At 65.7% G+C, this 25105-nt stretch carries 28 protein-coding genes; 1 reads left to right on the plus strand and 27 read right to left on the minus strand.

Annotated elements, in window-relative coordinates; translation table 11 throughout:
- Nucleotides 1-110 precede the first annotated feature (110 nt).
- A complete protein-coding gene (locus tag AX690_RS04955; RefSeq protein ID WP_066683495.1) occupies nt 111-1067 on the plus strand; it encodes a nucleoside hydrolase in 957 nt (318 codons plus the stop codon).
- Here AX690_RS04955 and AX690_RS04960 read toward each other — a convergent pair.
- From AX690_RS04960 to AX690_RS05090, 27 genes are all read right to left on the minus strand, one after another.
- Entirely contained in the window at nt 1064-1759 is a 696-nt protein-coding gene (locus tag AX690_RS04960; RefSeq protein WP_066683426.1) for an ABC transporter ATP-binding protein, read from the minus strand. The two genes, AX690_RS04955 and AX690_RS04960, sit on opposite strands and share 4 nt — an antisense overlap.
- Nucleotides 1752-3032, minus strand: a complete 1281-nt coding sequence (locus AX690_RS04965) for a lipoprotein-releasing ABC transporter permease subunit (protein WP_066683427.1) — start codon at nt 3030-3032, stop codon at nt 1752-1754. Before AX690_RS04965 ends, AX690_RS04960 begins: the two co-directional genes overlap by 8 nt.
- The gene (gene proS / locus AX690_RS04970) at nt 3032-4363 is read right to left on the minus strand and encodes a proline--tRNA ligase (protein WP_066683428.1); all 1332 of its coding nucleotides are present in this window, start codon (nt 4361-4363) and stop codon (nt 3032-3034) included. The genes AX690_RS04965 and proS overlap by 1 nt, the downstream gene beginning before the upstream one ends.
- A gap of 435 nt (nt 4364-4798) precedes the next feature.
- A complete protein-coding gene (locus tag AX690_RS04975) occupies nt 4799-5059 on the minus strand; it encodes a DUF1467 family protein (protein WP_066683430.1) in 261 nt (86 codons plus the stop codon).
- The gene (gene mce / locus AX690_RS04980) at nt 5059-5478 is read right to left on the minus strand and encodes a methylmalonyl-CoA epimerase (protein ID WP_066683431.1); all 420 of its coding nucleotides are present in this window, start codon (nt 5476-5478) and stop codon (nt 5059-5061) included. Before mce ends, AX690_RS04975 begins: the two co-directional genes overlap by 1 nt.
- Before the next feature lie 107 nt (nt 5479-5585).
- A complete protein-coding gene (locus AX690_RS04985; protein WP_066683432.1) occupies nt 5586-7265 on the minus strand; it encodes a ribonuclease J in 1680 nt (559 codons plus the stop codon).
- Nucleotides 7265-8050, minus strand: coding sequence for a type III pantothenate kinase (locus AX690_RS04990; protein WP_066683434.1), 786 nt, complete (start codon nt 8048-8050; stop codon nt 7265-7267). The genes AX690_RS04985 and AX690_RS04990 overlap by 1 nt, the downstream gene beginning before the upstream one ends.
- On the minus strand, nt 8047-8802 hold the full coding sequence (locus AX690_RS04995) for a biotin--[acetyl-CoA-carboxylase] ligase (protein WP_369798172.1): 756 nt from the start codon (nt 8800-8802) through the stop codon (nt 8047-8049). The genes AX690_RS04990 and AX690_RS04995 overlap by 4 nt, the downstream gene beginning before the upstream one ends.
- Complete coding sequence (nuoN, locus tag AX690_RS05000) at nt 8789-10234, minus strand: NADH-quinone oxidoreductase subunit NuoN (protein WP_066683436.1); 1446 nt, start codon at nt 10232-10234, stop codon at nt 8789-8791. Before nuoN ends, AX690_RS04995 begins: the two co-directional genes overlap by 14 nt.
- Nucleotides 10235-10241: 7 nt before the next feature.
- On the minus strand, nt 10242-11744 hold the full coding sequence (locus AX690_RS05005) for an NADH-quinone oxidoreductase subunit M (RefSeq protein ID WP_197426784.1): 1503 nt from the start codon (nt 11742-11744) through the stop codon (nt 10242-10244).
- Nucleotides 11741-13786, minus strand: coding sequence for an NADH-quinone oxidoreductase subunit L (gene nuoL / locus AX690_RS05010; protein ID WP_066683439.1), 2046 nt, complete (start codon nt 13784-13786; stop codon nt 11741-11743). The genes AX690_RS05005 and nuoL overlap by 4 nt, the downstream gene beginning before the upstream one ends.
- 8 nt (nt 13787-13794) lie before the next feature.
- Complete coding sequence (nuoK, locus tag AX690_RS05015) at nt 13795-14100, minus strand: NADH-quinone oxidoreductase subunit NuoK (RefSeq protein WP_013079344.1); 306 nt, start codon at nt 14098-14100, stop codon at nt 13795-13797.
- Complete coding sequence (locus AX690_RS05020) at nt 14097-14714, minus strand: NADH-quinone oxidoreductase subunit J (RefSeq protein WP_066683441.1); 618 nt, start codon at nt 14712-14714, stop codon at nt 14097-14099. The genes nuoK and AX690_RS05020 overlap by 4 nt, the downstream gene beginning before the upstream one ends.
- A gap of 180 nt (nt 14715-14894) precedes the next feature.
- Nucleotides 14895-15386 (minus strand): NADH-quinone oxidoreductase subunit NuoI, encoded by a 492-nt coding sequence (gene nuoI, locus AX690_RS05025; protein WP_013079346.1) that lies wholly within the window; start codon nt 15384-15386, stop codon nt 14895-14897.
- A gap of 10 nt (nt 15387-15396) precedes the next feature.
- Complete coding sequence (locus AX690_RS05030) at nt 15397-15621, minus strand: hypothetical protein (RefSeq protein ID WP_082769507.1); 225 nt, start codon at nt 15619-15621, stop codon at nt 15397-15399.
- The gene (locus AX690_RS05035) at nt 15618-15857 is read right to left on the minus strand and encodes a hypothetical protein (protein WP_066683445.1); all 240 of its coding nucleotides are present in this window, start codon (nt 15855-15857) and stop codon (nt 15618-15620) included. Before AX690_RS05035 ends, AX690_RS05030 begins: the two co-directional genes overlap by 4 nt.
- Entirely contained in the window at nt 15857-16921 is a 1065-nt protein-coding gene (nuoH, locus tag AX690_RS05040; protein ID WP_066683447.1) for an NADH-quinone oxidoreductase subunit NuoH, read from the minus strand. The genes AX690_RS05035 and nuoH overlap by 1 nt, the downstream gene beginning before the upstream one ends.
- 3 nt (nt 16922-16924) lie before the next feature.
- The gene (gene nuoG, locus AX690_RS05045; RefSeq protein WP_066683451.1) at nt 16925-18988 is read right to left on the minus strand and encodes an NADH-quinone oxidoreductase subunit NuoG; all 2064 of its coding nucleotides are present in this window, start codon (nt 18986-18988) and stop codon (nt 16925-16927) included.
- Between the two features lie 5 nt (nt 18989-18993).
- Nucleotides 18994-20313: an NADH-quinone oxidoreductase subunit NuoF gene (gene nuoF / locus AX690_RS05050; RefSeq protein WP_066683453.1), complete on the minus strand. Its 1320-nt coding sequence runs from the start codon at nt 20311-20313 to the stop codon at nt 18994-18996.
- A gap of 3 nt (nt 20314-20316) precedes the next feature.
- On the minus strand, nt 20317-20580 hold the full coding sequence (locus AX690_RS05055) for a hypothetical protein (RefSeq protein WP_082769509.1): 264 nt from the start codon (nt 20578-20580) through the stop codon (nt 20317-20319).
- Nucleotides 20577-20801 carry a hypothetical protein gene (locus AX690_RS05060; protein ID WP_066683457.1) on the minus strand — a complete coding sequence of 75 codons (225 nt, stop codon included), beginning with the start codon at nt 20799-20801 and terminating at the stop codon, nt 20577-20579. Before AX690_RS05060 ends, AX690_RS05055 begins: the two co-directional genes overlap by 4 nt.
- A 1-nt stretch (nt 20802) precedes the next feature.
- The gene (gene nuoE, locus AX690_RS05065) at nt 20803-21492 is read right to left on the minus strand and encodes an NADH-quinone oxidoreductase subunit NuoE (protein WP_066683459.1); all 690 of its coding nucleotides are present in this window, start codon (nt 21490-21492) and stop codon (nt 20803-20805) included.
- Complete coding sequence (locus AX690_RS05070) at nt 21489-21821, minus strand: nuclear transport factor 2 family protein (RefSeq protein WP_066683461.1); 333 nt, start codon at nt 21819-21821, stop codon at nt 21489-21491. The genes nuoE and AX690_RS05070 overlap by 4 nt, the downstream gene beginning before the upstream one ends.
- Nucleotides 21818-23068, minus strand: a complete 1251-nt coding sequence (locus AX690_RS05075; protein ID WP_066683463.1) for an NADH-quinone oxidoreductase subunit D — start codon at nt 23066-23068, stop codon at nt 21818-21820. Before AX690_RS05075 ends, AX690_RS05070 begins: the two co-directional genes overlap by 4 nt.
- 101 nt (nt 23069-23169) lie before the next feature.
- Nucleotides 23170-23811 (minus strand): NADH-quinone oxidoreductase subunit C, encoded by a 642-nt coding sequence (locus AX690_RS05080; protein ID WP_066683464.1) that lies wholly within the window; start codon nt 23809-23811, stop codon nt 23170-23172.
- On the minus strand, nt 23808-24389 hold the full coding sequence (locus tag AX690_RS05085) for an NADH-quinone oxidoreductase subunit B family protein (RefSeq protein WP_082769510.1): 582 nt from the start codon (nt 24387-24389) through the stop codon (nt 23808-23810). The genes AX690_RS05080 and AX690_RS05085 overlap by 4 nt, the downstream gene beginning before the upstream one ends.
- Nucleotides 24359-24736, minus strand: coding sequence for an NADH-quinone oxidoreductase subunit A (locus tag AX690_RS05090; protein ID WP_066683466.1), 378 nt, complete (start codon nt 24734-24736; stop codon nt 24359-24361). The genes AX690_RS05085 and AX690_RS05090 overlap by 31 nt, the downstream gene beginning before the upstream one ends.
- Between the last annotated feature and the right edge of the window lie 369 nt (nt 24737-25105).

A 25105-nucleotide genomic window follows, 5' to 3' on the forward strand; every position in this document is an offset into this window, starting at 1 on the left:
TTGTTCTGTTCACAAGATGTTCCTGTAGCGGTTCGTGCATTTTCTGCCGAACGGAGCGCATGGAACGTCGCCCTATGGTCAAGCCGCGCGGATCACGGCAAATCGTCGCCATGCGCCTGATCATCGACACCGACACCGCCGGCGACGACGTCTTCTCGCTGATGCTCGCCCTCAGCCGCCCCGGCGTGGAGGTCGAGGCGATCACCATCGCCCACGGCAATGTCGGCTTCGTGCAGCACGCCGAGAACGCCCTGGTGACCTTGGAGCGTTGCGGCAAGGCGGGCGTGCCCGTCTATCTCGGCGCCGAGCGCCCCTTCACCCGCGCCCCGCTCGACGCAGCCTATGTCTTCGGCCGCGACGGCATGAGCGACAGCGGCTTCGCCAAGACCGCGCAGCGGCCGGCCGACGGCCATGCGGTCGACGAGCTGGTCCGCCGCATCATGGCCGCGCCCGGCGAGATCACCCTGATCGCCCAGGCGCCGCTGACCAACATCGCCCTCGCGTTTTTGCGCGAACCGCGGATCGCCAAGGCGCTGAAGCATCTCTGGATCATGGGCGGGACCGACAACGGCGTCGGCAATGTCACGCCGGCGGCCGAGTACAATTTCTATGTCGACCCAGAGGCGGCCAAGATCGTCGTCAACGCCGGCTTCGAGATGTCGATCGTGACCTGGACCGAGACCCTACAGGACGGGCTCTTCACCAGCGCGCAGCTCTCCGAGCTCGAGGCGCTGGGTACGCCGGGGGCTAGGTTCTTCACGGACGTGAACCGCGCCTCGCTGGCCTTCGCGCGCGAGACCGAAGGCCTGGACGGCAGCCTGCACCCCGACGCCCTGACCTGCGCCGTCGCCCTGGACGAAAGCCTGATCCTGGAAAGCGAGCACTGCGTGGTCGACGTCGAAACCCTGGGCGAGCTGACGCGGGGCTATTTGAGCGTCTCGCACGCGATCCTGCCGGACATCGAGGTCGCCGACCCGGCGCTGAAGCGCCGACCGCCGAACGCCCGCGTCATCAAGCGCATCGACCAGGCGGGCTTCTTCGCGGCGATGAAGCAGGCGCTGCTTTAGACCTCTTGGCGACTGCGCGCTTCGAGGTGGCCGTCCTTCAGCGCCAGGACGCGATCCATATAGCGGGCCAGTTCCATGTTGTGGGTGGCGATCAGGGCGGCGACACCCTCTTGGCGCGCGACCTCGTACAGCGACTGGAACACGGCGGCCGAGGTCGCCGGGTCGAGATTGCCGGTCGGCTCATCCGCCAGCAGCAGCTTCGGGCGATTGGCGAGCGCCCGGGCGATGGCGACGCGCTGCTGCTCGCCGCCGGACATTTGGGCCGGCTGGTGGTCGAGGCGATGACCCAAGCCCAGCCCTTCCAGAAGCTCCTTCGCCCGCGTCTCGGCTTCACGTTGCCCCTTGCCGGCGATCGAGAGCGGCAGGGCCACATTCTCCAGAGCCGTAAACTCGGGCAGCAGGTGGTGAAACTGGTAGACGAAGCCCACCGTGCCCAGGCGGATGCGTGTACGGATCCGCTCCGAGAGCTTGGTGCAGTCACGCCCTTCCAGCGTCACCGCGCCGGCGTCCGGATGCTCCAGCAGGCCCGCCGAGTGCAGCAGCGACGACTTGCCCGAGCCCGAGGGCCCGATCAGGCCGACGACCTCGCCCGGATAAACGTCGAGATCGACACCGCGCAGAACCGGCAGCGAGCCCGCCTCGGTCTTGTAGACGCGCTCGACCCCGCGCAGGGACAAGATCGGACTACTCATAGCGAAGCGCCTCCACCGGATCGAGGCGCGAGGCCCGCCAGGCGGGCGGCAGCGTCGCCAGCAGGCTCATCAGGGCCGAGGCCGTGACGATGCCGCCAACCTCCACCCAGTCGATCTTCGCGGGGATGTGCGAGAGCATATAGACGTCGGCGCTGAACACGGCCGTGCCCGTCGCCCACTCGACAAAATTCTGGATGGGCGTGATGTAGGTGCAGAACAGCGCGCCCAAGGCCAGGCCACAAAGCGTGCCCGCCACGCCGATCGAGGCGCCGGCCATCAGGAAGATGCGCAGGATCGCGCCCTGCCCCGCGCCCATGGTGCGCAGGATGGCGATGTCCTTGCCCTTGTTCTTCACCAGCATGACGAGGCTGGAGATGATGTTCAGCGTGGCGATGGCGACGATGCAGAACAGGATCAGCCGCATTACCTTGCGCTCGACTTGGAGGGCGTTGAAGTAGCTTTGGTTCTTCTCCTGCCAGTCACTGACAAGCGCGCCCGGACCGCTGGCGACCTCGACGGCGTGCTTGTACGCGATAGCCTTGTCGGGATCGTCGACCTTGATCTCCACATAGTCGACAGAGGTGTCGCGGCCGAAGAACAGCTGGGCCTGCTCAAGCGGCATATAGACGAAGGCCTCGTCGAACTGGCTCATGCCGACGCTGAAGACGCCGCCGACGATGTAGTTCTTTTCGCGTGTCGAGCTGCCAAACGCCGTGGCGGGGCCCGACGGAGAGATCAGGGTGATGGCGTCGCCGGGGCGCACCCCCAGGCTCTGGGCCATGCGATCGCCGATCAGCACGGTGTCGCCGCCGTACTCGCCCTGGCCGAAACCCGCCAGCGAGCCCTGCTTGATGTTGCCGGCGATCAGCGACATGTGCCGCAGGTCCGAGGTCGTCACGCCACGCACGATCGCGCCCGTCACCTGGGTCGGGCCGATGACCATGGCCTGGGCCTCGACCATCGGCGCGGCCTGGATCACGCCCGGCGCGGCCTTGATCCGGCGGATGATTGTGTCGCGGTCAGGTCCGTTGATCAGCGGCGACTGGGCGTAGAGATGCCCGTTGAAGCCCAGGATCCGGCCCAGCAGTTCGGCCCGGAAACCGTTCATCACGCTCATCACGGTGATGAGGGCGAAGACCGCCAGCATCACCGCGCAGAACGAGATGATCGAGATCAGCGCCACGCCGCCGTTCTTGCGCTTGGCGAACAGATACCGGCGAGCGACCGAGCGCTCCCAGCGGCTGAAGGGACCGGCGGCGCGGGCGTCCGGCATCAGGCGGTCTTGCTCTTGGTCAGGCCGTCGAGGACGGAGTCCAGCGAGGCGGTGTGACGCTCGCCGGTCTTGCGATTCTTGATCTCGACCACGCCCTCGGCGATGCCCTTCGGGCCCACGATCAGCTGCCAGGGCAGGCCGATCAGGTCCATGGTGGCGAACTTGGCGCCGCCGCGGGCGTCGGTGTCGTCGTAGAGCACGTCACGGCCGGCGGCCTTGAGCGCGTTATAGGCGGTCTCGCAGGCCGCGTCACAGGCCGCGTCGCCCTGGCGCATGTTGACGATACCGACGTCGAACGGCGCGACGCTCTCCGGCCAGATGATGCCGCCTTCGTCATGGCTGGCCTCGATGATCGCGCCCAGCAGACGGGAAACCCCGACGCCGTAGCTGCCCATCTGCACCGGAACCTGCTGCCCGTCGGGTCCTTGGACCGTGGCTTTCATCGGCTCGGAGTACTTCGTGCCGAACGAGAAGATGTGGCCGACCTCGATGCCGCGCGCCGACAGGCGGTCGCCTTCCGGCAGGGCATTGAAGGCGGCTTCGTCGTGCATTTCCTCGGTCGCGGCGTAAAGCGCCGTGCGCTGGTTCACGATCGGATGCAGGTCGCCGTTGATCCAGTCGAGGTCCGGACCGGGGGCCGGCATCTCGACCAGATCCTTATGGCAGAAGACGGCGCTTTCGCCGGTCTCGGCCAGAACGATGAACTCGTGGCTGAGGTCGCCGCCGATCGGACCGGTGTCGGCGCGCATGGGTACGGCCTTTAGGCCCATCCGCGCGAACAGGTTCAGATAAGCCACGAACATGCGGTTGTAGGACTTGCGCGCGCCGTCGGCGTCGAGGTCGAAGCTGTAGGCGTCCTTCATAAAGAACTCGCGGCCGCGCATCACGCCAAAGCGCGGACGGCGCTCGTCCCGGAACTTCCACTGGATGTTGTAGAGGTTCTTCGGGAGGTCCTTGTAGCTCTTGATCGAGGCGCGGAAGATGTCGGTGACGACTTCCTCGGCCGTGGGGCCGAACAGCAGCTCGCGCTTGTGGCGGTCGGTGATGCGCAGCATCTCGTCGCCATAGTCGTCGTAGCGACCGCTTTCGCGCCACAGATCGGCCAACTGAATGGTCGGCATCAGCAGCTCGATGGCGCCGGCGCGATCCATTTCCTCGCGGACGATCTGCTCGATCTTGTTCAGGACGCGCAGGCCCAGCGGCAGCCAGGCATAGATGCCCGCCGCTTCCTGGCGGATCATGCCGGCGCGGAGCATCAGCTGGTGCGAAACGATCTGGGCGTCGGACGGCGCTTCCTTCAGCACCGGCAGGAAATAGCGCGACAAGCGCATCAGCTTGGAAACTCCGGGAATTCGAGAGGGGCTTGAGATAGCCCCTCCCCCGACAGCTTGGCAACGCGATAGAGCCCGGCCGGTTCAGATCTTTGATCCGAACCGGATCGGCGAGCCGCCCTTCCAAGATGGAGGCGCGACGATCGCAGAAACCGGCCGCCACTTTCTGCGGTCGCGCTTCGGGCTAAAGTATGGCTCCGCCCTGGAAAAAAGAGAGGCCGCGCGGATCGCCGCGCGGCCTGTCGAAGTCATCGTCGGGGAAGACGCCACAGAGCGAGACCGGCAAGGCCGATCTCCTGAAGTCACCTTACCGCTCGAACATCTGTTGGGGCACAGCCATCCATGGGAAGCGCTAACAATGAGCCCATTCGCCCAAGGCTTGGGCGTTTGACGGCAAATCGATCGCAGCTCGCCCAAGGCTTGTGCAATCGCACGTCACGCGCCAGCCGGCAGGTCCGGAAGCGTCACCAGTTTGAAATGCACGGTGAGGAAAAACAGGGCGAAGACGACCGCTGACACCCAGGTGGTGGTGATGAACTTGCGCTTCAGATTCGGATTGATCGGCGCGCCCGGATCGACGCCGGGCGGCGGCGCGACGCCCGCTTCGTGGAAGCTGCGGGAACCGAGCGGCAGAACGGCGAACAGCACCGTCCACCAGATGGTCAGGTAGATCGCAAACCAGGTGATCGGGCTCATCAGTGATGCGCCTCCTTGGGTGTCTCCATGAGCTCGACCAGCAGGCCGCCCATGTCCTTGGGGTGAACGAAGATGATCAGGGTGCCGTGCGCGCCGATGCGGGGCTCGCCCAGCACGGTGGCGCCCTTGGCGACCAGGGCGTCGCGCGCCTCGTAGATGTTCTCGACCTCGAAGCAGATGTGGTGCTGGCCGCCCTTGGGATTCTTCGCGAGGAAGCCGTGGATCGGCGACTTCTCACCATAAGGCTCGATCAGTTCGATCTGGCTGTTGGGCAGGTTGACGAAGCAAACCCAGACCCCCTGCTCCGGCATCGCCCACTTCTCGGTGAACGAGGTGGCGCCCAGCAGGTCGCGATACATCTTCACCGACTCGTCGATGGAGGGCGTGGCGACGCCGACGTGATTGAGCTTGCCGATCATCGTAGAGAACTCCCGCTGCTTTTCTGGTTGTTGGCGAATGGCCTAGCACCAGTGCTGCAGCGCGAAAAGAGCGCGCCGCCGCGGCGTTTTCGCGGCGGCGCTCTTGCTCAGATCCGCAGGACGGTCGTCTCGACGACCGGCTTGCGCTCCCAAATGCGGAACGCGGCCTTCTTGACCGCCCGCGAGATGGCGCTCTCGATCGTCTCGTCGATCTCGCGAGCGTCGCCGTCCAGGCGCTTGTAGGCGGTCTCGGCCTCTTCGCAGAGGTCGTCGAGCGCGTCGTCCAGCGAATATTCGTCGTCGCCCGTCAGGCCGATGCCACGCACTTGAGGCCCGGAGACGATCTTGTTGCGGCCATCCAGGACGATCGACACGGCCAGCATGCCGTTGAAGGCGGCGTGGCGGCGCTCGCGCAGCGCCTCGCCGTTCTCGGGCGTGACGACCCCGCCATCGACATAGAGACGCCCAGCCGGCACCTCGTCGATGATCTCCGGCTTGCCGGGCGCCAGGCGCACCATGTCGCCGTTACGCGGGCTGACGGCCTGCGGAACCTGAAGGTCCTTGGCGAAGGCGGCGTGCTCGATCAGGTGGCGGCGTTCGCCGTGGGTCGGCACGGCGATCTGCGGACGCACCCACTGGTACATCTGGCGCAGCTCCTCGCGGCACGGGTGGCCCGAGACGTGAATGCCGGGCGTGTCGCGCTCGGTGTGCAGGCGCACGCCGCGGTCGGCCAGCTTGTTCTGCAGGTTGCGGATCGGGATCTCGTTGCCCGGGATCACCCGCGAACTGAAGATCACGTGGTCGCCCTGCCCCAGCTTCACGTGCGGGTGGCTGCCGTCCGCGATCCGCGACAACGCCGCGCGGGCTTCGCCCTGGCTGCCGGTGCAGAGGAAGAGGACCTGGTCTTCCGGCAGATGCTTGGCCTGGTCGTCGTTGATAAAGGGCTCGATGCCTTCCAGAAGCCCGACCGATCGCGCGGCGGCGGCCATGCGGTGCATCGATCGACCGGCCAGACAGACCTTGCGGCCGCAAGCCTGGGCCGCGCGGATCACCGTGTCCATGCGCGCGACGTTCGAGGCGAAGCAGGCGACGGCGATCTTGCCTTTCAGGCTTTTGATCAGACCGCCCAGCGCTTCGCGGACATCGGCCTCCGAACCCGCCGTGCCTTCGACGAACACATTGGTGCTGTCGCAGACCATGGCCAGCACGCCCTCGTCGCCGAGGCGCCGGATGGCGGCCTCGTCGGTCGGCGCGCCCAGCTGAGGCTCGGGATCGATCTTCCAGTCGCCCGTGTGCAGGATCGTGCCCAGCGGGGTCTTGATCGCCAGGCCGTTCGGCTCGGGGATCGAGTGCGTCAGGGTGATCAGCTCCAGCGAGAACGGGCCCAGCTCGAAGGTTCCGCCTAGCGGGATCTCGGTGATCGGCACCTCGTCCAGCAGGCCGGCGTCGCGCAGCTTCTCGCGAAGCAGGAAGGCGGTGAACGGCGTGGCGAACACCGGCGCCTTCAGGCGCGGCCACAGCCAGTGCACCGCGCCCAGATGGTCTTCGTGCGCGTGGGTGAGGACGATGCCGAGGATGTCGTCGGCATAGGGCTCGATGAACTCGGGGTCCGGCAGGATGATCTCGACGCCCGGCGTCGTCTGGTCGCCGAACGTCACGCCCAGGTCGACGACGATCCACTTGCGATCGTGCGCCGGCCCGAAGCCGTACAGGTTGAAATTCATGCCGATCTCGTTCGACCCGCCAAGCGGCAGGAAGACGAGTTCGTCGTCTTTGGATTTTTTCATCAGGTCTCGGAAATGGTGTTTCGTCGGTAGATTTCTAGGAGGCCCCGGATGGTCAGATCCGGGTCGAAGTGGTCGATGCTGTCGGTGGCGCCCTCGAACAGGGAGGCCACGCCGCCGGTGGCGATTACGGTCATGGGCTCGCCGCGCTCGGCCTTGATGCGCGAGACAAGACCCTCGATCAGCGAAATATAGCCCCAGAACACGCCCGATTGCATGGCGGACACGGTGTCGGTGCCCACGATCCTGTTACCGGCCGGACGCTGGATGGCGATCCGAGGCAGCTTCGCCGCTGCTTCGTGCAACGCTTGCATCGACAGATTGATGCCGGGCGAAATAATGCCGCCCTCGAAGGCCCCGTCGGCCGCCACGATGTCGAAGGTCGTGGCCGTGCCGCTGTCGATCACGATCAGCGGCCCCGGATAGATCATGGCCGCGCCAATGGCGTTGACCAGACGGTCTGCCCCGGCCTCGGACGGCTTCTCGATCCGGACGTCGATGCCCAGCCTCGCGTTCTCGCCGATGACCAGGGGCTCGACGTTGAAATAGCGCCGCGACAGGTTGCGCAGATTGAAGATCGACTGCGGCACGACGCTGGAGATGATCACCGCGTCGATGGCGCGGAACCCCAGGCCCTGCATCGACAGCAACTGCGACAGCCACACGACATACTCGTCGGCGGTGCGCGTGCTCTCGGTGGCCGAGCGCCACTGAGCCACCCACGTCTCCCCGTCGTGGATCGCGAACATGGTGTTGGTGTTGCCCTGTTCGATCGCGAGCAGCATCAAGCGCCTCCGAAAAACACGTCACCGGCGGTGATCCGCCGCAACTGGCCGTCGGGCAGACGGAGCCTCAGCGCGCCGTCGCCGTCCAGTCCCTCGGCAACGCCCTCGACCGTTTCAGCCCCAAGGCGAGCGACGCAAGGCTCGCCCAGGCCGTGGGCGCGGGCCGTCCAGGCGTCGGCGATGGCGGGAAAGCCCTGGGTGTTCCAGACGCCGAACCAGCGATCGAACGTCTCGGCCAGCACCTCGATCGCTTCCGTCGGGGCCGGCGGCAGGGTCTCGCTGTAGGTGGCGATCGAGGTCGCGGGACGCTCGGAGTCGATCGGCTTACGCTTCAGGTTCACACCGATCCCGACGGCGAGCCACAGGCCGCCCAGCGGCGAGGCGCCGGACTCGATAAGGATGCCGCTGACCTTCAGCCCGCCCAGAAGCGGATCATTGGGCCATTTGAGGCTGATGCGGGAAGCTGGCACATACTTGGCCAGCATGTCCGCGACCGCCAACGCCGCGACGAACGAGACTTGCGCGGCCTCGGCCGGCGGCTTGTTGGTGCGGAAAAGCAGAGTTGCGGCGAGGTTTCCCTCGCCGGTTTCCCAGGCCCGGCCACGACGTCCGCGGCCGGCGGTCTGGCGGAGGCCGACCAGCCACACGGGGCCGGTCTCGCCCGCCTCGGCCCGCCGACGGGCCTCGGCGTTGGTGGAGTCGATCTCGTCGAGAACGATGACGGGCGCGGCGCCCGTCACGTCACGCGTGACCAAAGGCGGCCGCGGCGGCCTTGGCGGCCGGATCCAGCCACACCAGGGCCACAAGCACGATCGGGAACGAGAAGATCGCGGCGGCGTAACCCACGGCGCGGGCCGAAGGCGACGGGACGTCGACCGCGCCGGCGGGCGCATCGAACCACATCGACTTGATCAAGCGCAGGTAATAGAACGCCGCGACGACCGAGCCGACCAGGCCAAGCACGGCGGCCCACTGCATCATCACGTCACCCGTGCCCAGGGCGGCCTTGAAGACATAGTACTTCGACCAGAAACCCGAGAACGGCGGCAGACCCAGGGCCGACAGCGAGAACGCGGTCATGGCGATGGCCACGCCCGGACGTTCCTTGATCAGACCGGCCATGTCCTCGATCGTCTCCATGGGCTTACCGTCACGGTTCAGAGCCTGCAGGCAGGCGAAGAAGCCGGTGACGTCGACCATGTAGAGGACCATGAAGACCAGCATGGATTGAAGGCCGATCTCGCCGCCGGTCGCGACACCCAGCAGGGCGTAGCCGACATTGGCGATCGAGGAATAGGCCCACAGGCGCTTGAGGTTGGTCTGGGCCAGGCCCGCGAAGGCGCCGACGAAGACCGATAGCAGAGCCGCGATCACCAGGATCTGGCGCCATTGCTCGACCGCGCCCGGGAAGGCGTCGCCCAGTACGCGGGCGAACATCATCATGGCGGCCAGCTTCGGGGCGGCGGCGAAGAAGCCGACAACCGGGGTCGGGGCGCCTTCGTAGACGTCCGGCGTCCACATGTGGAACGGCGCGGCCGAAACCTTGAACGCCAGGCCGCAGATCAGGAACACCAGGCCGAACAGCAGGCCGACGCCGTGCGAACCACCATGGGCGGCGGCCAGGGCGATCTGGCTGAAGTGGGTCGAGCCGGTGAAGCCATAGATCAACGAGCTGCCATACAGCAGCAGGCCCGACGACAGCGCGCCCAGCACGAAGTACTTCAAGCCCGCTTCCGACGACTTGGCGTCGTCGCGGCGCATGGCGGCCAGAACGTACAGGGCCAGCGATTGCAGCTCGACGCCGACATAGAGGCTGATCAGGTCGCCGGCCGAGGCGGTGACGCCCATGCCGACGGCGGCCAGGATCACGAGGACGGCGTATTCGAACTTCTGGTCGCCGCGCTGGGCCAGCCAGCGGTCGCCGAGCACGACGGCCACGGCGCTCGACAGATAGATGGCCACCTTGGCGTAGGTCGCCGCGGCGTCGGCCGCATAGACGCCGCCGAAGGCGCGGCCGTGAGGCCCAAGGACCGCCGTGGCGGCGGCCGCAACCAGCGCGGCCACGGCCGCGAGGGTGAAGATCGCGCCGACCTTGCCCCGGAAGGCGCCGGCGACCAGCAGGACAAGCGCCGCGATCGCGAGGACGATCTCAGGCAGCACGAGCGAGAAGTTGGCGAAAAACGTCATAGGCCCCTCACCCGCCCAGGGCGGCGCGCCAGGCGCCGACCAACGCGTCGACGGAAGACGCGGTCAGGTTGAACACAAGATTGGGATAGATGCCCAGCACCAGGGTCATGATGATGAGCGGAACGAACAGCAGGATCTCGCGAGCATCCAGATCCGTGATGGTCTTGAGCTCGGGATTGGTGATCTCGCCGTACATGACCCGGCGATACAGCGTCAGGGCGTACATGGCCGACAGGATCACGCCGGTGGCGGCGACCACAGCCGTCCAGGTCGAGGCCTTGTAGACGCCGGTCATGGTCAGGATTTCACCGACGAAGCCCGAGGTGCCCGGCAGGCCGACATTGCCCATCGTGAACAGCAGGAACACGAAGGCGTAGTGCGGCATCCGGTTGGTCAGGCCGCCGTAGAAGGCGATCTCGCGGGTGTGCATGCGGTCATAGACGACGCCGACGCAGAGGAAGAGCGCCCCGGAGATCACGCCGTGGCTCAGCATCTGGAACAGGGCGCCCTGCTCGCCGGCCGCGTTGCCCGAGAAGATGCCCATGGTCACGAAGCCCATGTGGGCCACCGACGAATAGGCAATCAGCTTCTTGATGTCGGTCTGACGGAAGGCCACCAGCGAGGTGTAGACGATGGCGATGGCCGACATGGCGAACACCAGCGGCTGGAACATCTCCGAGGCGTTCGGGAACATCGGCAGGCTGAAGCGCATGAAGCCGTAGCCGCCCATCTTCAGCAGGATGCCCGCCAGGATGACCGAACCGGCCGTCGGGGCTTCCACGTGGGCGTCGGGCAGCCAGGTGTGCACCGGCCACATCGGCATCTTCACCGCGAACGAGGCGAAGAAGGCCAGCCACAGCCAGGTCTGCAACCACGGCGCGAACTTGAAGGTCATCAGCGCTGGGATCGACGAGGTGCCCGAGATGCTGATCATCGCCAGGATAGCGGCCAGCATCAGCACCGAGCCGAGCAGCGTGTAGAGGAAGAACTTGTAGGCCGCGTAGACGCGACGCTTGCCGCCCCAGATGCCGATGATCAGGAACATCGGGACCAGGCCGAACTCGAAGAACAGGTAGAACAGCACGAGATCCAGCGCGGCGAACACGCCGATCACCAGGGTCTCGAGGACCAGGAAGGCGATCAGGTACTCGACGACGCGCTTCTCGACCGACTTCCAGCTGGCGATGATGCAGATCGGCAGCAGGAACGCCGTCAGCAGGACGAACAGCACCGAGATGCCGTCGACGCCCATGCGGTAGTGCAGGCCGGCGAACCAGGCGAAGTCTTCCACGAACTGGAAGCCAGGGTTCTTCGGATCGAATTGGACGGTCAGGATGATCGACAGGCCGAACGTGACCAGGGTGGTCACGAGCGCGATCCACTTGGCCAGGGTGTCGGTCTTTTCACCCGCGCCGTGCAGGGCGCGCGCGGCGAGGATCACCGCGACGCCGACGATGGGCGCGAAGGTCGTAAGGCTGAGAAGGCCGCTCATGAACTCCGTCCCCCTCAACGGAAGGCGTACAGGGCGAAGGTCAGCAGGCCGGCGACGCCGAGCAGCATGACAAACGCGTAGTGGTAGAGATAGCCGGTCTGCAGCTTGCCGGTGCGCTTGCCCACCTCATACGAGACGTGGCTGACGCCGTCCGGGCCCAGGCCGTCGATGATCTTCTGGTCGCCGCCCTTCCAGAACAGGTCGCCGAGGAACTTGGCCGCGCGCACGAAGGTGGCTTGGTACAGTTCGTCGAAGAACCACTTGTTGTAGAAGAAGACGTACAGCGGGCCCTTGCGCTCGGCCAGCTTCAGGCCCAGGCGCTCGTCCCCCTTGATCAGGTAGACATAGACCGCGATCAGCAAGCCGACCAGCGAAGCGATCAGCGGGCTCCACTTCACCCACTCGGCCACCTCGTGCGCGTGGTGCAGCACTTGGTTGCTCGGAGCCGTGAAGATCGCGCCGCGCCAGAACTCTTCCTGGTGGTGGCCGACGAAGTAGCCGTTGAACACGAAGCCGGCGGCGATGGCGCCGATCGACAGCACGATCAGCGGGAACAGCATCACAGCGGGGCTCTCGTGCGGCTTGTGATCGTGGCCATGGCCGTGATCGTCGTGCGCATGGTCGTCATGGGCATGAGCGTCGTGCCCGTGGGCGTCATGAGCATGGTCGTCATGACCCCAGCGCGCCTTGCCGTTGAAGGTGAAGAACGCCAGGCGCCACGAGTAGAACGAGGTCAAGCCGGCCACCAGCACGCCGATCACCCAGGCGAACATGGCGATGGAGTTGTGCCCCCCCGCGGCGAACGCCGCCTCGATGATGGTGTCCTTCGAGTAGAAGCCGGCGAAGCCCAGGTGCAGCGGCGGGAAGCCCAGGCCCGTAATCGCGATCGTGCCGATCGTCATGGCGATGAAGGTGATCGGCAGCAGCTTGGCCAGGGCGCCGTACTTCCGCATGTCCTGCTCATGGTGCATGCCGTGGATCACCGAACCGGCGCCCAGGAACAGCAGCGCCTTGAAGAAGGCGTGCGTGAACAGGTGGAACATGGCCGCCTGATAGGCGCCGACGCCGGCCGCGAAGAACATGTAGCCCAGCTGCGAGCAGGTCGAGTAGGCGATCACGCGCTTGATGTCGTTCTGGGTCAGGCCGACCGTGGCGGCGAACAGGGCCGTCACCGCGCCGATCACCGTCACGATGTTCTTGGCGACGGGCGCGTATTCGAACATCGGCGACAGCAGGCACAGCATGTAGACGCCGGCGGTCACCATGGTGGCCGCGTGGATCAGGGCCGACACCGGGGTCGGGCCTTCCATGGCGTCCGGCAGCCAGGTGTGCAGGAAGAACTGCGCCGACTTACCCATCGCGCCGATGAACAGCAGGAAGCAGGCGATATCCATCAGCGGCCAGACGTGACCGGCGAACTCCCAGGTCTTGCCGGCGTTGGCCTGGATCATCGGGAACAGCTCGGCGAACTGGATCGTGCCGAACGCCCAGTAGGTCGTCATGATGCCGAGGGCGAAACCGAAGTCGCCGACGCGGTTGACGACGAAGGCCTTGATGGCCGCGGCGCTGGCCGAGGGCTTCTTGTACCAGAAGCCGATCAGCAGGTACGAGGCCAGCCCCACGCCTTCCCAGCCGAAGAACAGCTGCATGAAGTCGGCGGCGGTGACCAGCGACAGCATGGCGAAGGTGAACAGCGACAGGTACGCGAAGAAGCGCGGCTTGCTGTCGTCCTCGGCCATGTAGCCCCAGGAATAGATGTGCACGAGGGCCGAGACCGTCGTGACCACGATCAGCATGGTCGCCGACAGGGCGTCGATGCGGATCGACCAGTTCGCCTGGAAGTCGCCGATGTGGATGAACGGCAGCAGGTTGACCGTGAAGGCCTCCATGTGCCCCCAGGTCCACTGGCTGAACGTATACCAGGACAGCGCGCAGGACAGGATCAGCGCGCCGGTGGTGACCGACTGCGAAGCCACGTCGCCGATGCGGCGGCCGAACAGGCCCGCGATGGCCGCGGCGATGATCGGCGCGAAAACGAGAATGGTGACAAGCGTCTGCATGACGTCGCTTAGCCCTTCATCATGCTGGCGTCGTCAACCGCGATATCGCCGCGGTTGCGGAAGAAGGTGACAAGGATGGCCAGACCCACGGCCGCCTCGGCGGCGGCCACGGTCAGCACGAACATCGCGAAGATCTGGCCCGCCACGTCGTGCAGATAGGCCGAGAACGCCACGAGATTGATGTTCACCGCCAGCAGGATCAGCTCGATCGACATCAGGATGACGATGATGTTCTTGCGGTTCACGAAGATGCCGAAGACGCCGATCGTGAACAGGATCGCGGCGACGACGAGATAGTGCGGAAGGCCGATCATTCGGAGATCCCCTCACCCGGCTTGATCTGGACCAGCGTCATGCCGGTCTTGGGCGAGCGGGCGACCTGCTTGCCGATGTCCTGGCGTTTGACGCCCGGCTTGTGGCGCAGGGTCAGCACGATGGCGCCGATCATGGCGACCAGCAGCACCAGGCCCGCCAGTTGGAAGAAGAAGATGTAGTCGGTGTAGAGCACGCGACCGATCGCTTCGGTGTTCGGGACGCCGCCCGGCGAGGCGTTCGGCAGGCCGTTCTTGGCGGCCGCGCCGTTGGTCGCCACCGTCGCGGCGACGAACACCATCTCCAGCGTCAGGACCCCGCCGACCAGCCCGCCAATCGGCAGGTACTGGGCGAAGCCCTGGCGAAGCTCGGCGAAGTCCACGTCCAGCATCATGACGACGAACAGGAACAGCACCGCGACCGCGCCCACATAGACGACGATCAGCAGCATCGCGAGGAACTCCGCGCCCAGGAGGACGAAGAGGCCGGCGGCCGAGAAGAAGGCGGTGATCAGGAAGAGCACCGAGTGCACCGGGTTTCGAGCCGACACGACGAGAAGACCCGCCGCGATGGTCACGAAAGCCAGCAGATAGAAAGCGATCGCCTGCAAGGCCATTGGCCCAGGTGCTCCCCTGAAAACTTAAAGTCCAATGGCGCGACGCCTTACGGCGCAACGCCCCGTGGAATTTTCCGGCTCTAGGAGCCGGTAAATTCCGGTTTGTCTAGCTGGAGCTTGATGGCCGCCGAAACCGCGAACCACTTTCGGCTATCAAGCTCCCCCGGATTCGCCCCGTCTTTAGCGGTAGGGCGCGTCCAACTCCAGATTCTTCGCGATCAGGCGCTCCCAGCGGTCGCCGTTATCGAGAAGACGTTCCTTGTCGTAGTAGAGCTCTTCGCGGGTTTCGGTCGCGAACTCGATGTTCGGCCCTTCCACGATGGCGTCGACCGGGCAGGCCTCCTGGCACAGGCCGCAGTAGATGCACTTGACCATGTCGATGTCGTAGCGGGTCGTGCGGCGGCTGCCGTCCTCGCGAGGCTCGGCCTCGATCGTGATGGCCTGGGCCGGACAAACGGCTTCGCACAGCTTGCAGGCGATGCAGCGCTCCTCGCCCGACGGATAGCGACGCAGGGCGTGCTCGCCGCGGAAGCGGGGCGACTGCGGGTTGCGCTCGTTCGGGTAGATCACGGTCTTCTTCGGCGCGACCATGTACTTCATGGCCAGGCCGAAAGCGCCCGCGAAGTCCAGAAGGGCCGCGCCCTTGACCGCCTGAGTGATGCGCTGGAACACCAGAGCTCTCCTAACACTTTTCCTTGGGGAAGGGACGGACGTCCCTGCCCTGCTCTTTCTGCTGCCGTCGCAGGGTCTGCTCGAGGACGCACTTCTTGGTCTTGGCGTCTTCCTTGCGGCGCGCCTCGACCTTGTCCTCCAGCGTCCGCTGCGGCGGTCGCGGAATATTCGGCCCCCAGGTCGCACAGCCGGCCAGAAGGCCAACCATCGCGATCCCGAGGAGACCCCGCCTCATTTCCCCGCCCGGGGAATGACGCAGGTGTAGTTCGACAACTGGGCCGGATCACCGCCGTCCTGCTTGGACTGGATGACCCCGCCGTCAGCCTTGCACTTCTCGCCCGCGCGCCGCAGGTCGTCATAGCTGACGACCCCGTCGCCCAGGGAATATGAGCGGTCCGGCGCCGAAACGGCCTGGCAGGCCGCCAAGGTCAGGCCGCTAAGGCCCAGGGCGATCAGCGCGCTCCGGCGCATCAGGCCCCCGGACCGAAAACGCGCCAGGCGGCGACCGCGGCCACCAGCACCAGCGAGGTCGGCAGGAACACCTTCCACCCCAGGCGCATCAGCTGGTCGTAGCGGTAGCGAGGGACGATGGCCTTCGCCATGGCGAACATGAAGAACCAGAAGACGATCTTGGCGTAGAACACCAAGGCCAGCAGCAGGTTGACCAGGAACGGCGGCCAGCCAGCCGTGAAGTCGATCGGGAAGCCCGGGTTCCAGCCGCCGAAGAACAGCACGCTGATCATGGCGCACATCAAGACGATGTTCGAATACTCGGCCACCATGAACAGCAGGTACGGCGTCGAGCTGTACTCGACCTGGTAACCGGCCACGAGTTCGGATTCGGCTTCGGGAAGGTCGAACGGCGGGCGGTTCGTCTCGGCGAGGCCCGAGATGTAGAACATGCCCATGGCCACGACCATGACCGGCAGCAGGATGATGTTCTTGAGGCCGCCGCCGCCGAACACGTTCCAGTTCCAGATCCAGCCCGACTGCTTCTCGACGATGGTCGACAGGTTCATCGAACCGGCCAGCAGGATCACCGTGATGATGATCAGGCCGATCGAAACTTCGTAGGACACCATCTGCGCCGCCGAGCGCAGCGCGCCCAGAAACGGGTACTTCGAGTTCGAAGCCCAGCCGCCCATGATGATGCCGTAGACGCCCAGCGAGCTCATCGCCAGCAGGTACAGGATGCCGACGTTGAGGTTCGAGACGACCCAGCCCGGCGCAAACGGCACGACGGCCCAGCCGACGAAGGCCAGGATCAGGCTGATCAGCGGCGCCAGCAGGAAGACGACCTTGTCGGCGCCGGCCGGGACCACGATTTCCTTCAGCACGAACTTGAAGAAGTCGGCGAAGGACTGCAGCAGGCCGAAGGGACCCACGACGTTGGGGCCTTTGCGCATCTGGACGCCGGCCCAGATCTTGCGGTCAGCCAACAGCAGGAAGGCCAGGCTCAAGAGAACCCAGATCACGACCAGCAGGATCCCGCCGGTCGTCAGGCCAAACCAGAGAAGCGGATTGGTCGAGTCCACGATTTACTCCGCGGCGATCTTGGCGGCGCCGGAAGCCACGGCCGCGCATTCGGCCATGGTCACGCTGGCGCGCGCGATGGGGTTGGTCAGGTGAAAGGCCTTGATCGGGCTCTCGAACGGCGCGTCAGACGCTTCGCCCGCGCCGCCCAAAGCGCCCACGTCGAAGACGGTGGGAATGCTGCCCGGCGCATAGTCGATCTGGCCGAAAGTCGGATGGTCGGCGAACAGCTTGGCGCGCAGCTGGTCAAGGCTGTCATAGGGCAGCTTGTGACCGAGCACTTCGGACAGCGCTCGCAGGATCGACCAGTCTTCCTTGGCCTCGCCCTTCGGGAACACGGCGCGCTTGCCTTGCTGCACGCGGCCTTCGAGGTTCACGTAGAGGCCGTTCTTCTCGGTGTAGGCCGCGCCCGGCAGGATCACATCGGCCTTGTGCGCGCCGGCGTCGCCGTGCGTGCCGAGATAAATCTTGAAGGCGCCGGTGGCCGAGGTTTCGCACTCGTCGGCGCCCAGCAGGAACAGGACGTCCAGAGCGCCCGGCTTCAGCATGTCGGCCGTCGACAGACCACCCTCGGCCGGGACGAAGCCCATGTCGAGGCCGGCGACGCGCGCGGCGGCGGTGTGCAGGACGTTCCAGCCGTTCCAGCCCTCGCGGACGACCTTCATGGTCTTGGCGAGACCGGCGGCGGCCTTGAGGATCGCCGCGCCGTCGGCGCGGGCCAGAGCGCCCTGGCCGATGATGATGGCGGGACGCTCGGCGGCCTTCAGGGCGGCGACGAAGTCGCTCTTGCTCTTGGCCAGGCCCGACAGCGTCTGAGCGCCCGCGCCCAGGTAGTCGTAGCCGAAGGTCAGATCGGTCTGCTCGCCAATCACGCCGAAGCGGGTCTTGCCAGCCAGCCACTGCTTGCGGAAGCGGGCGTTCAGGACCGGAGCCTCAAGGCGCGGATTGGCGCCGACGAACAGCACCACGTCGGCGTTCTCGATGCCGGCGATGGTCGAGTTGAACAGCCAGCCCTCGCGCGGACCGACGCCCAGGGCCGAACCGTCCTGGCGGCTGTCGAGGTTCTTCACGCCCAGAGCGGTGAACAGGTCCTTGGTCGCCTTCAGGCTTTCAGCGTCCTGCAGGTCGCCGGCGATGACGCCGATGCGTTCCGGCTTGGCCGCCTTGATCTTGCCGGCGACGGCCGCGAAGGCCTCGGCCCAGGTGGCCGGCTTCAGCTTGCCGTCGACGCCGCGAACATACGGACGATCCAGACGCTGACGCTGCAGGCCGTCGACCGCGTAGCGGGTCTTGTCCGAGATCCACTCTTCGTTGACGTCGTCATTGACGCGCGGCAGCACGCGAAGGACAGCGTTACCGCGGGCGTCGACCCGAATGGCCGAGCCCAAGGCGTCCATGACGTCGACGCTTTCGGTCTTCTTCAGCTCCCACGGACGCGCCTCGAACGCGTAGGGCTTCGAGGTCAGGGCGCCGACCGGGCACAGGTCGATCACGTTGGCGCTGAGCTCCGACGTCACCGCCGCGCCCAGATAGGTCGTGATTTCAACGTCTTCGCCGCGCGAGATCAGGCCGATCTCCGGGGAACCGGCGACTTCGGTGATGAAGCGGACGCAGCGCGTGCACTGGATGCAGCGCGTCATCACGGTCTTGATCAACGGGCCCATCGACTTCTCTTCGACGGCGCGCTTGTTCTCTTCGTAGCGGCTGTCGTCGCGACCATAGCCCATGGCCTGATCCTGCAGATCGCACTCGCCGCCCTGGTCGCAGATCGGGCAATCCAGCGGGTGGTTGATGAGCAGGAACTCCATCACCCCTTCGCGGGCCTTCTTGACCATCGGGGTCTTGGTGAAGATCTCCTGGCCTTCGGCGGCCGGCAGGGCGCACGAAGCCTGCGGCTTCGGCGGGCCGGGCTTCACCTCGACCAGGCACATCCGGCAGTTGCCGGCGATGGACAGGCGTTCGTGGTAGCAGAAGCGCGGGATCTCCTCGCCGGCCAGCTCCGCGACCTGCAGAACCGTCATGCCGGGTTCGAACTCGACTTCGACGCCGTTGACCTTGGCGATTGCCATTCTCGTTACTCCGCCGCGATCAGCTTGGCGCCCTGCACGTGCAGGCGACCGCTACGATAGGAAGCGATCCGCTCCTCCACCTCGTGGCGGAAGTGGCGGAACAGGCCCTGGATCGGCCAGGCGGCCGCGTCGCCCAGGGCGCAGATGGTGTGACCCTCGACCTGGGTCGTGACGTCCAGCAGGGTGTCGATCTCTTTCGGATCGGCCTCGCCGGTCGCCATGCGCTCCATGACGCGCCACATCCAGCCGGTGCCTTCGCGGCACGGCGTGCACTGGCCGCAGCTCTCGTGCTTGTAGAAGTACGACAGGCGGGCGATGGCGCGGACGAGGTCGGTCGACTTGTCCATGACGATGACGGCGGCGGTGCCAAGGCCCGAGCGCAGGTTGCGCAGGGCGTCGAAATCCATGGGCAGGTCTTCGCACTGCTCGGCCGGGATCATCGGCACGGATGAGCCGCCCGGGATGACGGCCTTCAGGTTGCCCCAGCCGCCGCGGATGCCGCCGCAGTGATCCTCGATCAGCTGGCGGAACGGGATGCTCATCGCCTCTTCGACGTTACAGGGCAGGTTCACATGGCCAGAGACGCAGAAGAGCTTGGTGCCGGCGTTGTTCGGACGGCCAAAGCCCGCGAACCAGGCCGCGCCCCGGCGCAGGATCGTGCCGGCGACGGCGATGCTCTCGACGTTATTGACCGTGGTCGGCATGCCGTAGAGCCCAGCGCCGGCCGGGAACGGCGGCTTCAGGCGCGGCTGGCCCTTCTTGCCTTCCAGGCTTTCCAGCAGGGCCGTCTCTTCGCCGCAGATATAGGCGCCGGCGCCGTGGTGGACGTAGAGATCGAAATCCCAGCCGTGGACGTTGTCCTTGCCGATCAGCTTGGCCTCGTAGGCTTGCTTGATCGCCGCCTCCAGACGCTCGCGCTCGAAGACGTATTCGCCGCGGATGTAGATGTAGCAGGCGTGGGCCAGCATGGCGCGCGAGGCGATCAGGCAGCCCTCGATCAGGAGGTGCGGGTCATGCCGCATGATCTCCCGGTCCTTGCAGGTGCCCGGCTCGGACTCATCGGCGTTGACGACCAGGTAGTGAGGACGACCTTCCTTCACTTCCTTGGGCATGAACGACCACTTGAGGCCGGTCGAGAAACCGGCGCCGCCCCGGCCGCGCAGGCCGGAGTTCTTCATGTTGTCGATGATCCAGTCGCGCCCGGCGTCCAGGATGTCCTTGGTGCCATTCCAGCAGCCGCGCTTCTTCGCGCCCTCGAGGCCCCAATCCTGGAGACCGTAGAGGTTCGTGAAGATGCGGTCCTTGTCTTCGAGGATACCGACCATGACTCAGCTTTGCGGATCGAATGGATGGGCGCGCACATAGCGCGTCCGACGGAGGATGACATAGGCGAAAAGCGACCAACCCACGCCAATCGTGACGAGGCCGGCCCAAACCGCCCAAACGGGAGCGCCTTGCCCGGCGCGGCCCCAGATCAGGAGCAGCGCGCCGACGAGGCAGGCCACGAGACCCAGGCCGCGCTCGCGGCGGCCCACGCTCTTGACCGTGTTGAAGTAAGCCGAGCGGCGGGCGTCGAGAGCATTGTCGGTCACGACGAACTCCCCTCGCCCTTCGAACCGCGCATCCAGCCTAGAATGAACCAGACGTGCGAGCCCAAGCCGGCGACGATCGCGCCTAGGAAGACAAGCCGCAGCCAGTCGATCCGCAGCGACACCGCGCCATAGATCGAGACGCCGGCCAGCACGAAGCAGACCACGTTGATGACGAGCATCGTGGTCAGGCGCTTCTTCTGGAGGGCGGCGTCAGCGGTCATCTTAGGCGGCAGGCTCCGACTTGGCCTTCGAAGCCTTGGGCTTCTCAGGCAGGTTCGGGATCTTGATCTTCTTGGCGGCCGAGCCGTCGTACAGCTTCGGGTCCGTCAGGGTCTGGATCTTACCCTTCGGCTCCGACGCGCCGCGGCCGTCGTAACTGCCGGGCTTCGGCGCCTTGCCGGCGGCAAAGTCGTCCAGGATCTGGGCCAGGCTCTCCGGCGTCAGGTCCTCGTAGTAGTAGTCGTTGATGGCGGCCATCGGCGCGTTGCAGCACGCGCCCAGGCACTCGACCTCTTCCCAGCTGAACTTGCCGTCGGCCGAGACGTGGTTGGCTTCGCCGATCTTGTCCTTCAGCACCGCCTTGAGGTCCAGCGCGCCGCGCAGCTGGCACGGCGTGGTGCCGCATAGCTGCACGAAGGCGACCTTGCCGACCGGCTGCAGCTGGAACATCACGTAGAAGGTGGCGACTTCCAGCACGCGGATGACCGGCATCTCGAGCTGCTTGGCGATCTCCTGGATCGCGGGCTCGGACACCCAGCCCTCCTGCTTCTGGGCCAGCCACAGCATCGGGATCACCGCCGACTGTTTGCGGGCGGCGGGATACTTGGCTTTCCACCAGTCTGCCTTGGCCTGGCTTTCCTTCGAGAAGGCGAAGCTGGCGGGCTGTTCCTTGGCGAGACGACGTACGCTCATCGGGCGAAATCCACGCGGGCGATCTTGTCGCCCTTGAAGGTGTAGATGGCGGCGACCTCGAAGACGGGATCGCCATTGCCGCGGTCGACGCGCTCGTGATCGATCACGTTCGAGCCGACCACGATGCGGTTCAGCAGGTGGGCCTTATTGTTCGGAAAGTCCGAAAAAACCTTTTCGTACCAGGCGCGATAGGCCTCGATCCCGGTGCGCGCCACTTCGCCGTTCAGACCGCCCACGACGACGTCGGCGGCGAAATGGGCGCAGTGCGCGTCCAGGTCCTGAGCGTTGTAGGCGTCGAGCTGCGCCTGGGCGATCGCTTCCAGGCTCAACGGTCGATCTCCCCGAACACGATGTCCAGCGAGCCCAGGATGGCCGAGACGTCGGCCAGCTGGTGGCCGCGGTTCATCCAGTCCATGGCCGCTAGGTGCGGGAAGCCCGGCGCGCGGATCTTGCAGCGGTACGGCTTGTTGGTGCCGTCCGAGACCACGAACACGCCGAACTCGCCCTTCGGGGCCTCGACGCAGGCGTAGACCTCGCCTTCCGGAGTCTTGAAGCCTTCGGTGTAGAGCTTGAAGTGGTGGATCAGCGCTTCCATCGAGCGCTTCATCTCGGCGCGGCGCGGCGGCGAGACCTTGTTGTCTTCCGACAGCACCGGACCGTGCGTCTTGCGCAGCATCTCGCAGGCCTGGCGGATGATCTTGGTGGACTCGCGCATCTCCTGCATGCGGCAGAGATAGCGGTCGTAGCAATCGCCGTTCTTGCCCAGCGGGATGTCGAACTCGAAGTCGTTGTAGTTCTCGTAGGGCTGGCTGCGGCGCAGGTCCCAGGCGATGCCCGAACCGCGCACCATCACACCCGAGAAGCCCCAGAGGATCGCCTCTTCCTTGGTCACGACGCCGATGTCGACGTTGCGCTGCTTGAAGATGCGGTTGTCGGTGATCAGACCCTCGATGTCGTCGCAGATCTTGGGGAAGGCCTTGGCCCAGGCGTCGATGTCCTCGACCAGCTCCGGCGGCAGGTCCTGGTGGACGCCGCCCGGACGGAAGTAGTTCGAGTGCAGGCGAGCGCCGCAAGCGCGCTCGTAGAACACCATCAGCTTCTCGCGCTCCTCGAAGCCCCAGAGCGGCGGCGTCAGGGCGCCGACGTCCATGGCCTGGGTCGTCACGTTCAGCAGGTGGTTCAGGATCCGTCCGATTTCCGAGTAAAGCACGCGGATGATCTGGCCGCGGATCGGCACCTCGACGCCGAGCAGCTTTTCAACGGCCAGGCAGAAGGCGTGCTCCTGGTTCATCGGCGCCACGTAGTCGAGGCGGTCGAAGTACGGCACGTTCTGCAGGTAGGTGCGCGCTTCCATCAGCTTTTCGGTGCCGCGGTGCAGCAGGCCGATGTGCGGATCGACGCGTTCGACGATTTCGCCGTCCAGCTCCAGCACCAGGCGCAGCACGCCGTGCGCGGCCGGGTGCTGCGGGCCGAAGTTGATGTTGAACTTGCGGACAGGCGTCTCCGGAATGGCCGGAGCCGTCGCCTCGTCTCGGAAGTAGTCGGTCGCCGCGGCGGGCGAGTTCGTGCCGGTCATGGCTACGGACCTTCGTTACACTGTTCCATGCCGTGACCAGGCCGTCGGCCTTCTCCCGGCAAGTGATCATGGAGCCTGGCGCTTAAGCGCCGGCCCCAGCCCTACGCGTCTCCCGCCCGCTTTTCGGCCTTCTCGTCGCCGGGCAGCGCGTATTTCGCGCCTTCCCACGGGGAGAGGAAATCGAACGCACGGAACTCGGTGATCTTCACGGGTTCGTACACGACACGCTTAAGCTCGTCGTCGTAGCGCACTTCCACATAACCCGTCATGGGGAAGTCCTTCCGCAGCGGGTGGCCGTGGAAGCCGTAGTCCGTGAGGATGCGGCGCAGGTCCGGGTGTCCTTCGAAGAACACGCCGTACATGTCGAAGGCCTCGCGTTCGAACCAGTCGGCCACCGGGAAGACCGGAGTCACGCTGGGAACGGCGGTGTCCTCGTCGGTCTGCACCTTGAAGCGGATGCGATGGTTCTTCACCAGCGACAGCAGGTGATAGACGACGTCGAAGCGACGCTCACGCTGCGGATAGTCGACGGCCGTCAGGTCCACCAGCTGATGGAAGCGGCAGTCGGGATGGTCGCGCAGGAACTCCAGCGCCTGAACGACCCGATTGGCCGGGCCCAGCACCGTCAGCTCGCCGAACGCCACGTGATAGGCGGTGATCGCGCCGGCGCTGTTGGCGACGATGGCCTGGCCCAGCGTTTCCAGCGGCGAGATCGCCGTTTCGGTCGCAACCACGTCGGTCATCGCTCGATCGTCCCCGTGCGGCGGATCTTCTTCTGCAGCTGCAGAACGCCATACACCAGCGCCTCGGCCGTGGGCGGGCAGCCCGGGACATAGATGTCCACCGGCACGACGCGGTCACAACCGCGCACGACGCTGTAGCTGTAATAGTAGTAGCCGCCGCCATTGGCGCAGCTGCCCATCGAGATGACGTAGCGCGGCTCGGGCATCTGGTCGTAGACCTTGCGCAGGGCCGGAGCCATCTTGTTGGTCAGGGTGCCGGCGACGATCATCACGTCCGACTGGCGCGGACTGGCGCGCGGCGCGAAGCCGTAGCGCTCCAGGTCGTAGCGCGGCATCGACGCCTGCATCATCTCCACGGCGCAGCAGGCCAGGCCGAACGTCATCCACATCAGCGAGCCGGTGCGGGCCCAGGTGATCAGGTCGTCGGCGGCGGCCGTGATGAAGCCCTTGTCGGCCAGTTGCTGCGACACGCCATCGAAGAACGGGTCGTGCAGCTTCGGGTCATAGCCCTCGACCGCCGCGCGGCCAGCCGAGTTGGCGGGAACGATCACTCCCATTCGAGGGCGCCCTTCTTCCATTCGTAGATAAAGCCAACGGTCAGGACGCCGAGGAAGGCCATCATCGACCAAAAGGCGAACTGGGCCACGTCATGCGGCAGCTTCATCAGCGTGACCGCCCACGGGAACAGGAACGCGACTTCCAGGTCGAAGATGATGAACAGGATCGACACCAGGTAGAACCGGACATCGAACTTCATGCGCGCGTCGTCGAAGGCGTTGAAGCCGCATTCGTACGCGGAGAGCTTTTCCGGGTCGGGCGCCTTTGGCGCGAGCACGGCCGCGGCCAGGATGAAGACGATCCCGATAGCCGCCGCGATCCCTAGGAAGATCACGATCGGCAGGTACTGAAGAAGGAAGGCGGTCATGACGGGCCTTGGCTTGAATCGAGCGGGTTGTAGCCCACTGTCGCAACCGCTTCAAACACCCCGGAACACATTGAGAAACGATCGCAACTAGAGCTGGTTTACCTAACGGTGGTTCACCAATGTCTGGACGCCCATTCCTTGCCCGCAAAGGCCGGCGCGAGCGCCCTGCCCTCTATTTAAACCAGCGAAACACAAACCTCTCCACACGCCATTTGTCGCTTCTTCGATATGGCCGTTGACACGAGTCTTCGAGCGACATATCAGACGCGCCTCGCCGATCGGCGGGTCGCACTTTCGCTTCGGCGAAGGGATATGCGGATGTAGCTCAGTTGGTTAGAGCGCCGGCCTGTCACGCCGGAGGTCGCGGGT

It is taken from the genome of Caulobacter sp. CCH9-E1, from assembly GCF_001556515.1.
GTDB lineage: Bacteria > Pseudomonadota > Alphaproteobacteria > Caulobacterales > Caulobacteraceae > Caulobacter.

Coding starts and splice junctions, on each gene's coding strand:
- nuoG (WP_066683451.1), bottom strand. CDS start 18,988: ATGGCAATCGCCAAGGTCAACGGCGTCGAAGTCGAGTTCGAACCCGGC.
- AX690_RS05030 (WP_082769507.1), bottom strand. CDS start 15,621: ATGAGGCGGGGTCTCCTCGGGATCGCGATGGTTGGCCTTCTGGCCGGC.
- nuoK (WP_013079344.1), bottom strand. CDS start 14,100: ATGATCGGCCTTCCGCACTATCTCGTCGTCGCCGCGATCCTGTTCACG.
- nuoE (WP_066683459.1), bottom strand. CDS start 21,492: ATGAGCGTACGTCGTCTCGCCAAGGAACAGCCCGCCAGCTTCGCCTTC.
- AX690_RS04965 (WP_066683427.1), bottom strand. CDS start 3,032: ATGCCGGACGCCCGCGCCGCCGGTCCCTTCAGCCGCTGGGAGCGCTCG.
- AX690_RS05020 (WP_066683441.1), bottom strand. CDS start 14,714: ATGGCCTTGCAGGCGATCGCTTTCTATCTGCTGGCTTTCGTGACCATC.
- AX690_RS05075 (WP_066683463.1), bottom strand. CDS start 23,068: ATGACCGGCACGAACTCGCCCGCCGCGGCGACCGACTACTTCCGAGAC.
- AX690_RS04955 (WP_066683495.1), top strand. CDS start 111: ATGCGCCTGATCATCGACACCGACACCGCCGGCGACGACGTCTTCTCG.
- AX690_RS05035 (WP_066683445.1), bottom strand. CDS start 15,857: ATGCGCCGGAGCGCGCTGATCGCCCTGGGCCTTAGCGGCCTGACCTTG.
- AX690_RS04985 (WP_066683432.1), bottom strand. CDS start 7,265: ATGAAAAAATCCAAAGACGACGAACTCGTCTTCCTGCCGCTTGGCGGG.
- AX690_RS05090 (WP_066683466.1), bottom strand. CDS start 24,736: ATGACCGCCTTCCTTCTTCAGTACCTGCCGATCGTGATCTTCCTAGGG.
- AX690_RS05085 (WP_082769510.1), bottom strand. CDS start 24,389: ATGGAAGAAGGGCGCCCTCGAATGGGAGTGATCGTTCCCGCCAACTCG.
- mce (WP_066683431.1), bottom strand. CDS start 5,478: ATGATCGGCAAGCTCAATCACGTCGGCGTCGCCACGCCCTCCATCGAC.
- AX690_RS04975 (WP_066683430.1), bottom strand. CDS start 5,059: ATGAGCCCGATCACCTGGTTTGCGATCTACCTGACCATCTGGTGGACG.
- nuoF (WP_066683453.1), bottom strand. CDS start 20,313: ATGGTCGGTATCCTCGAAGACAAGGACCGCATCTTCACGAACCTCTAC.
- AX690_RS05080 (WP_066683464.1), bottom strand. CDS start 23,811: ATGACCGACGTGGTTGCGACCGAAACGGCGATCTCGCCGCTGGAAACG.
- AX690_RS04960 (WP_066683426.1), bottom strand. CDS start 1,759: ATGAGTAGTCCGATCTTGTCCCTGCGCGGGGTCGAGCGCGTCTACAAG.
- nuoN (WP_066683436.1), bottom strand. CDS start 10,234: ATGACGTTTTTCGCCAACTTCTCGCTCGTGCTGCCTGAGATCGTCCTC.
- AX690_RS05060 (WP_066683457.1), bottom strand. CDS start 20,801: ATGACCGCTGACGCCGCCCTCCAGAAGAAGCGCCTGACCACGATGCTC.
- proS (WP_066683428.1), bottom strand. CDS start 4,363: ATGCGCTTGTCGCGCTATTTCCTGCCGGTGCTGAAGGAAGCGCCGTCC.
- nuoL (WP_066683439.1), bottom strand. CDS start 13,786: ATGCAGACGCTTGTCACCATTCTCGTTTTCGCGCCGATCATCGCCGCG.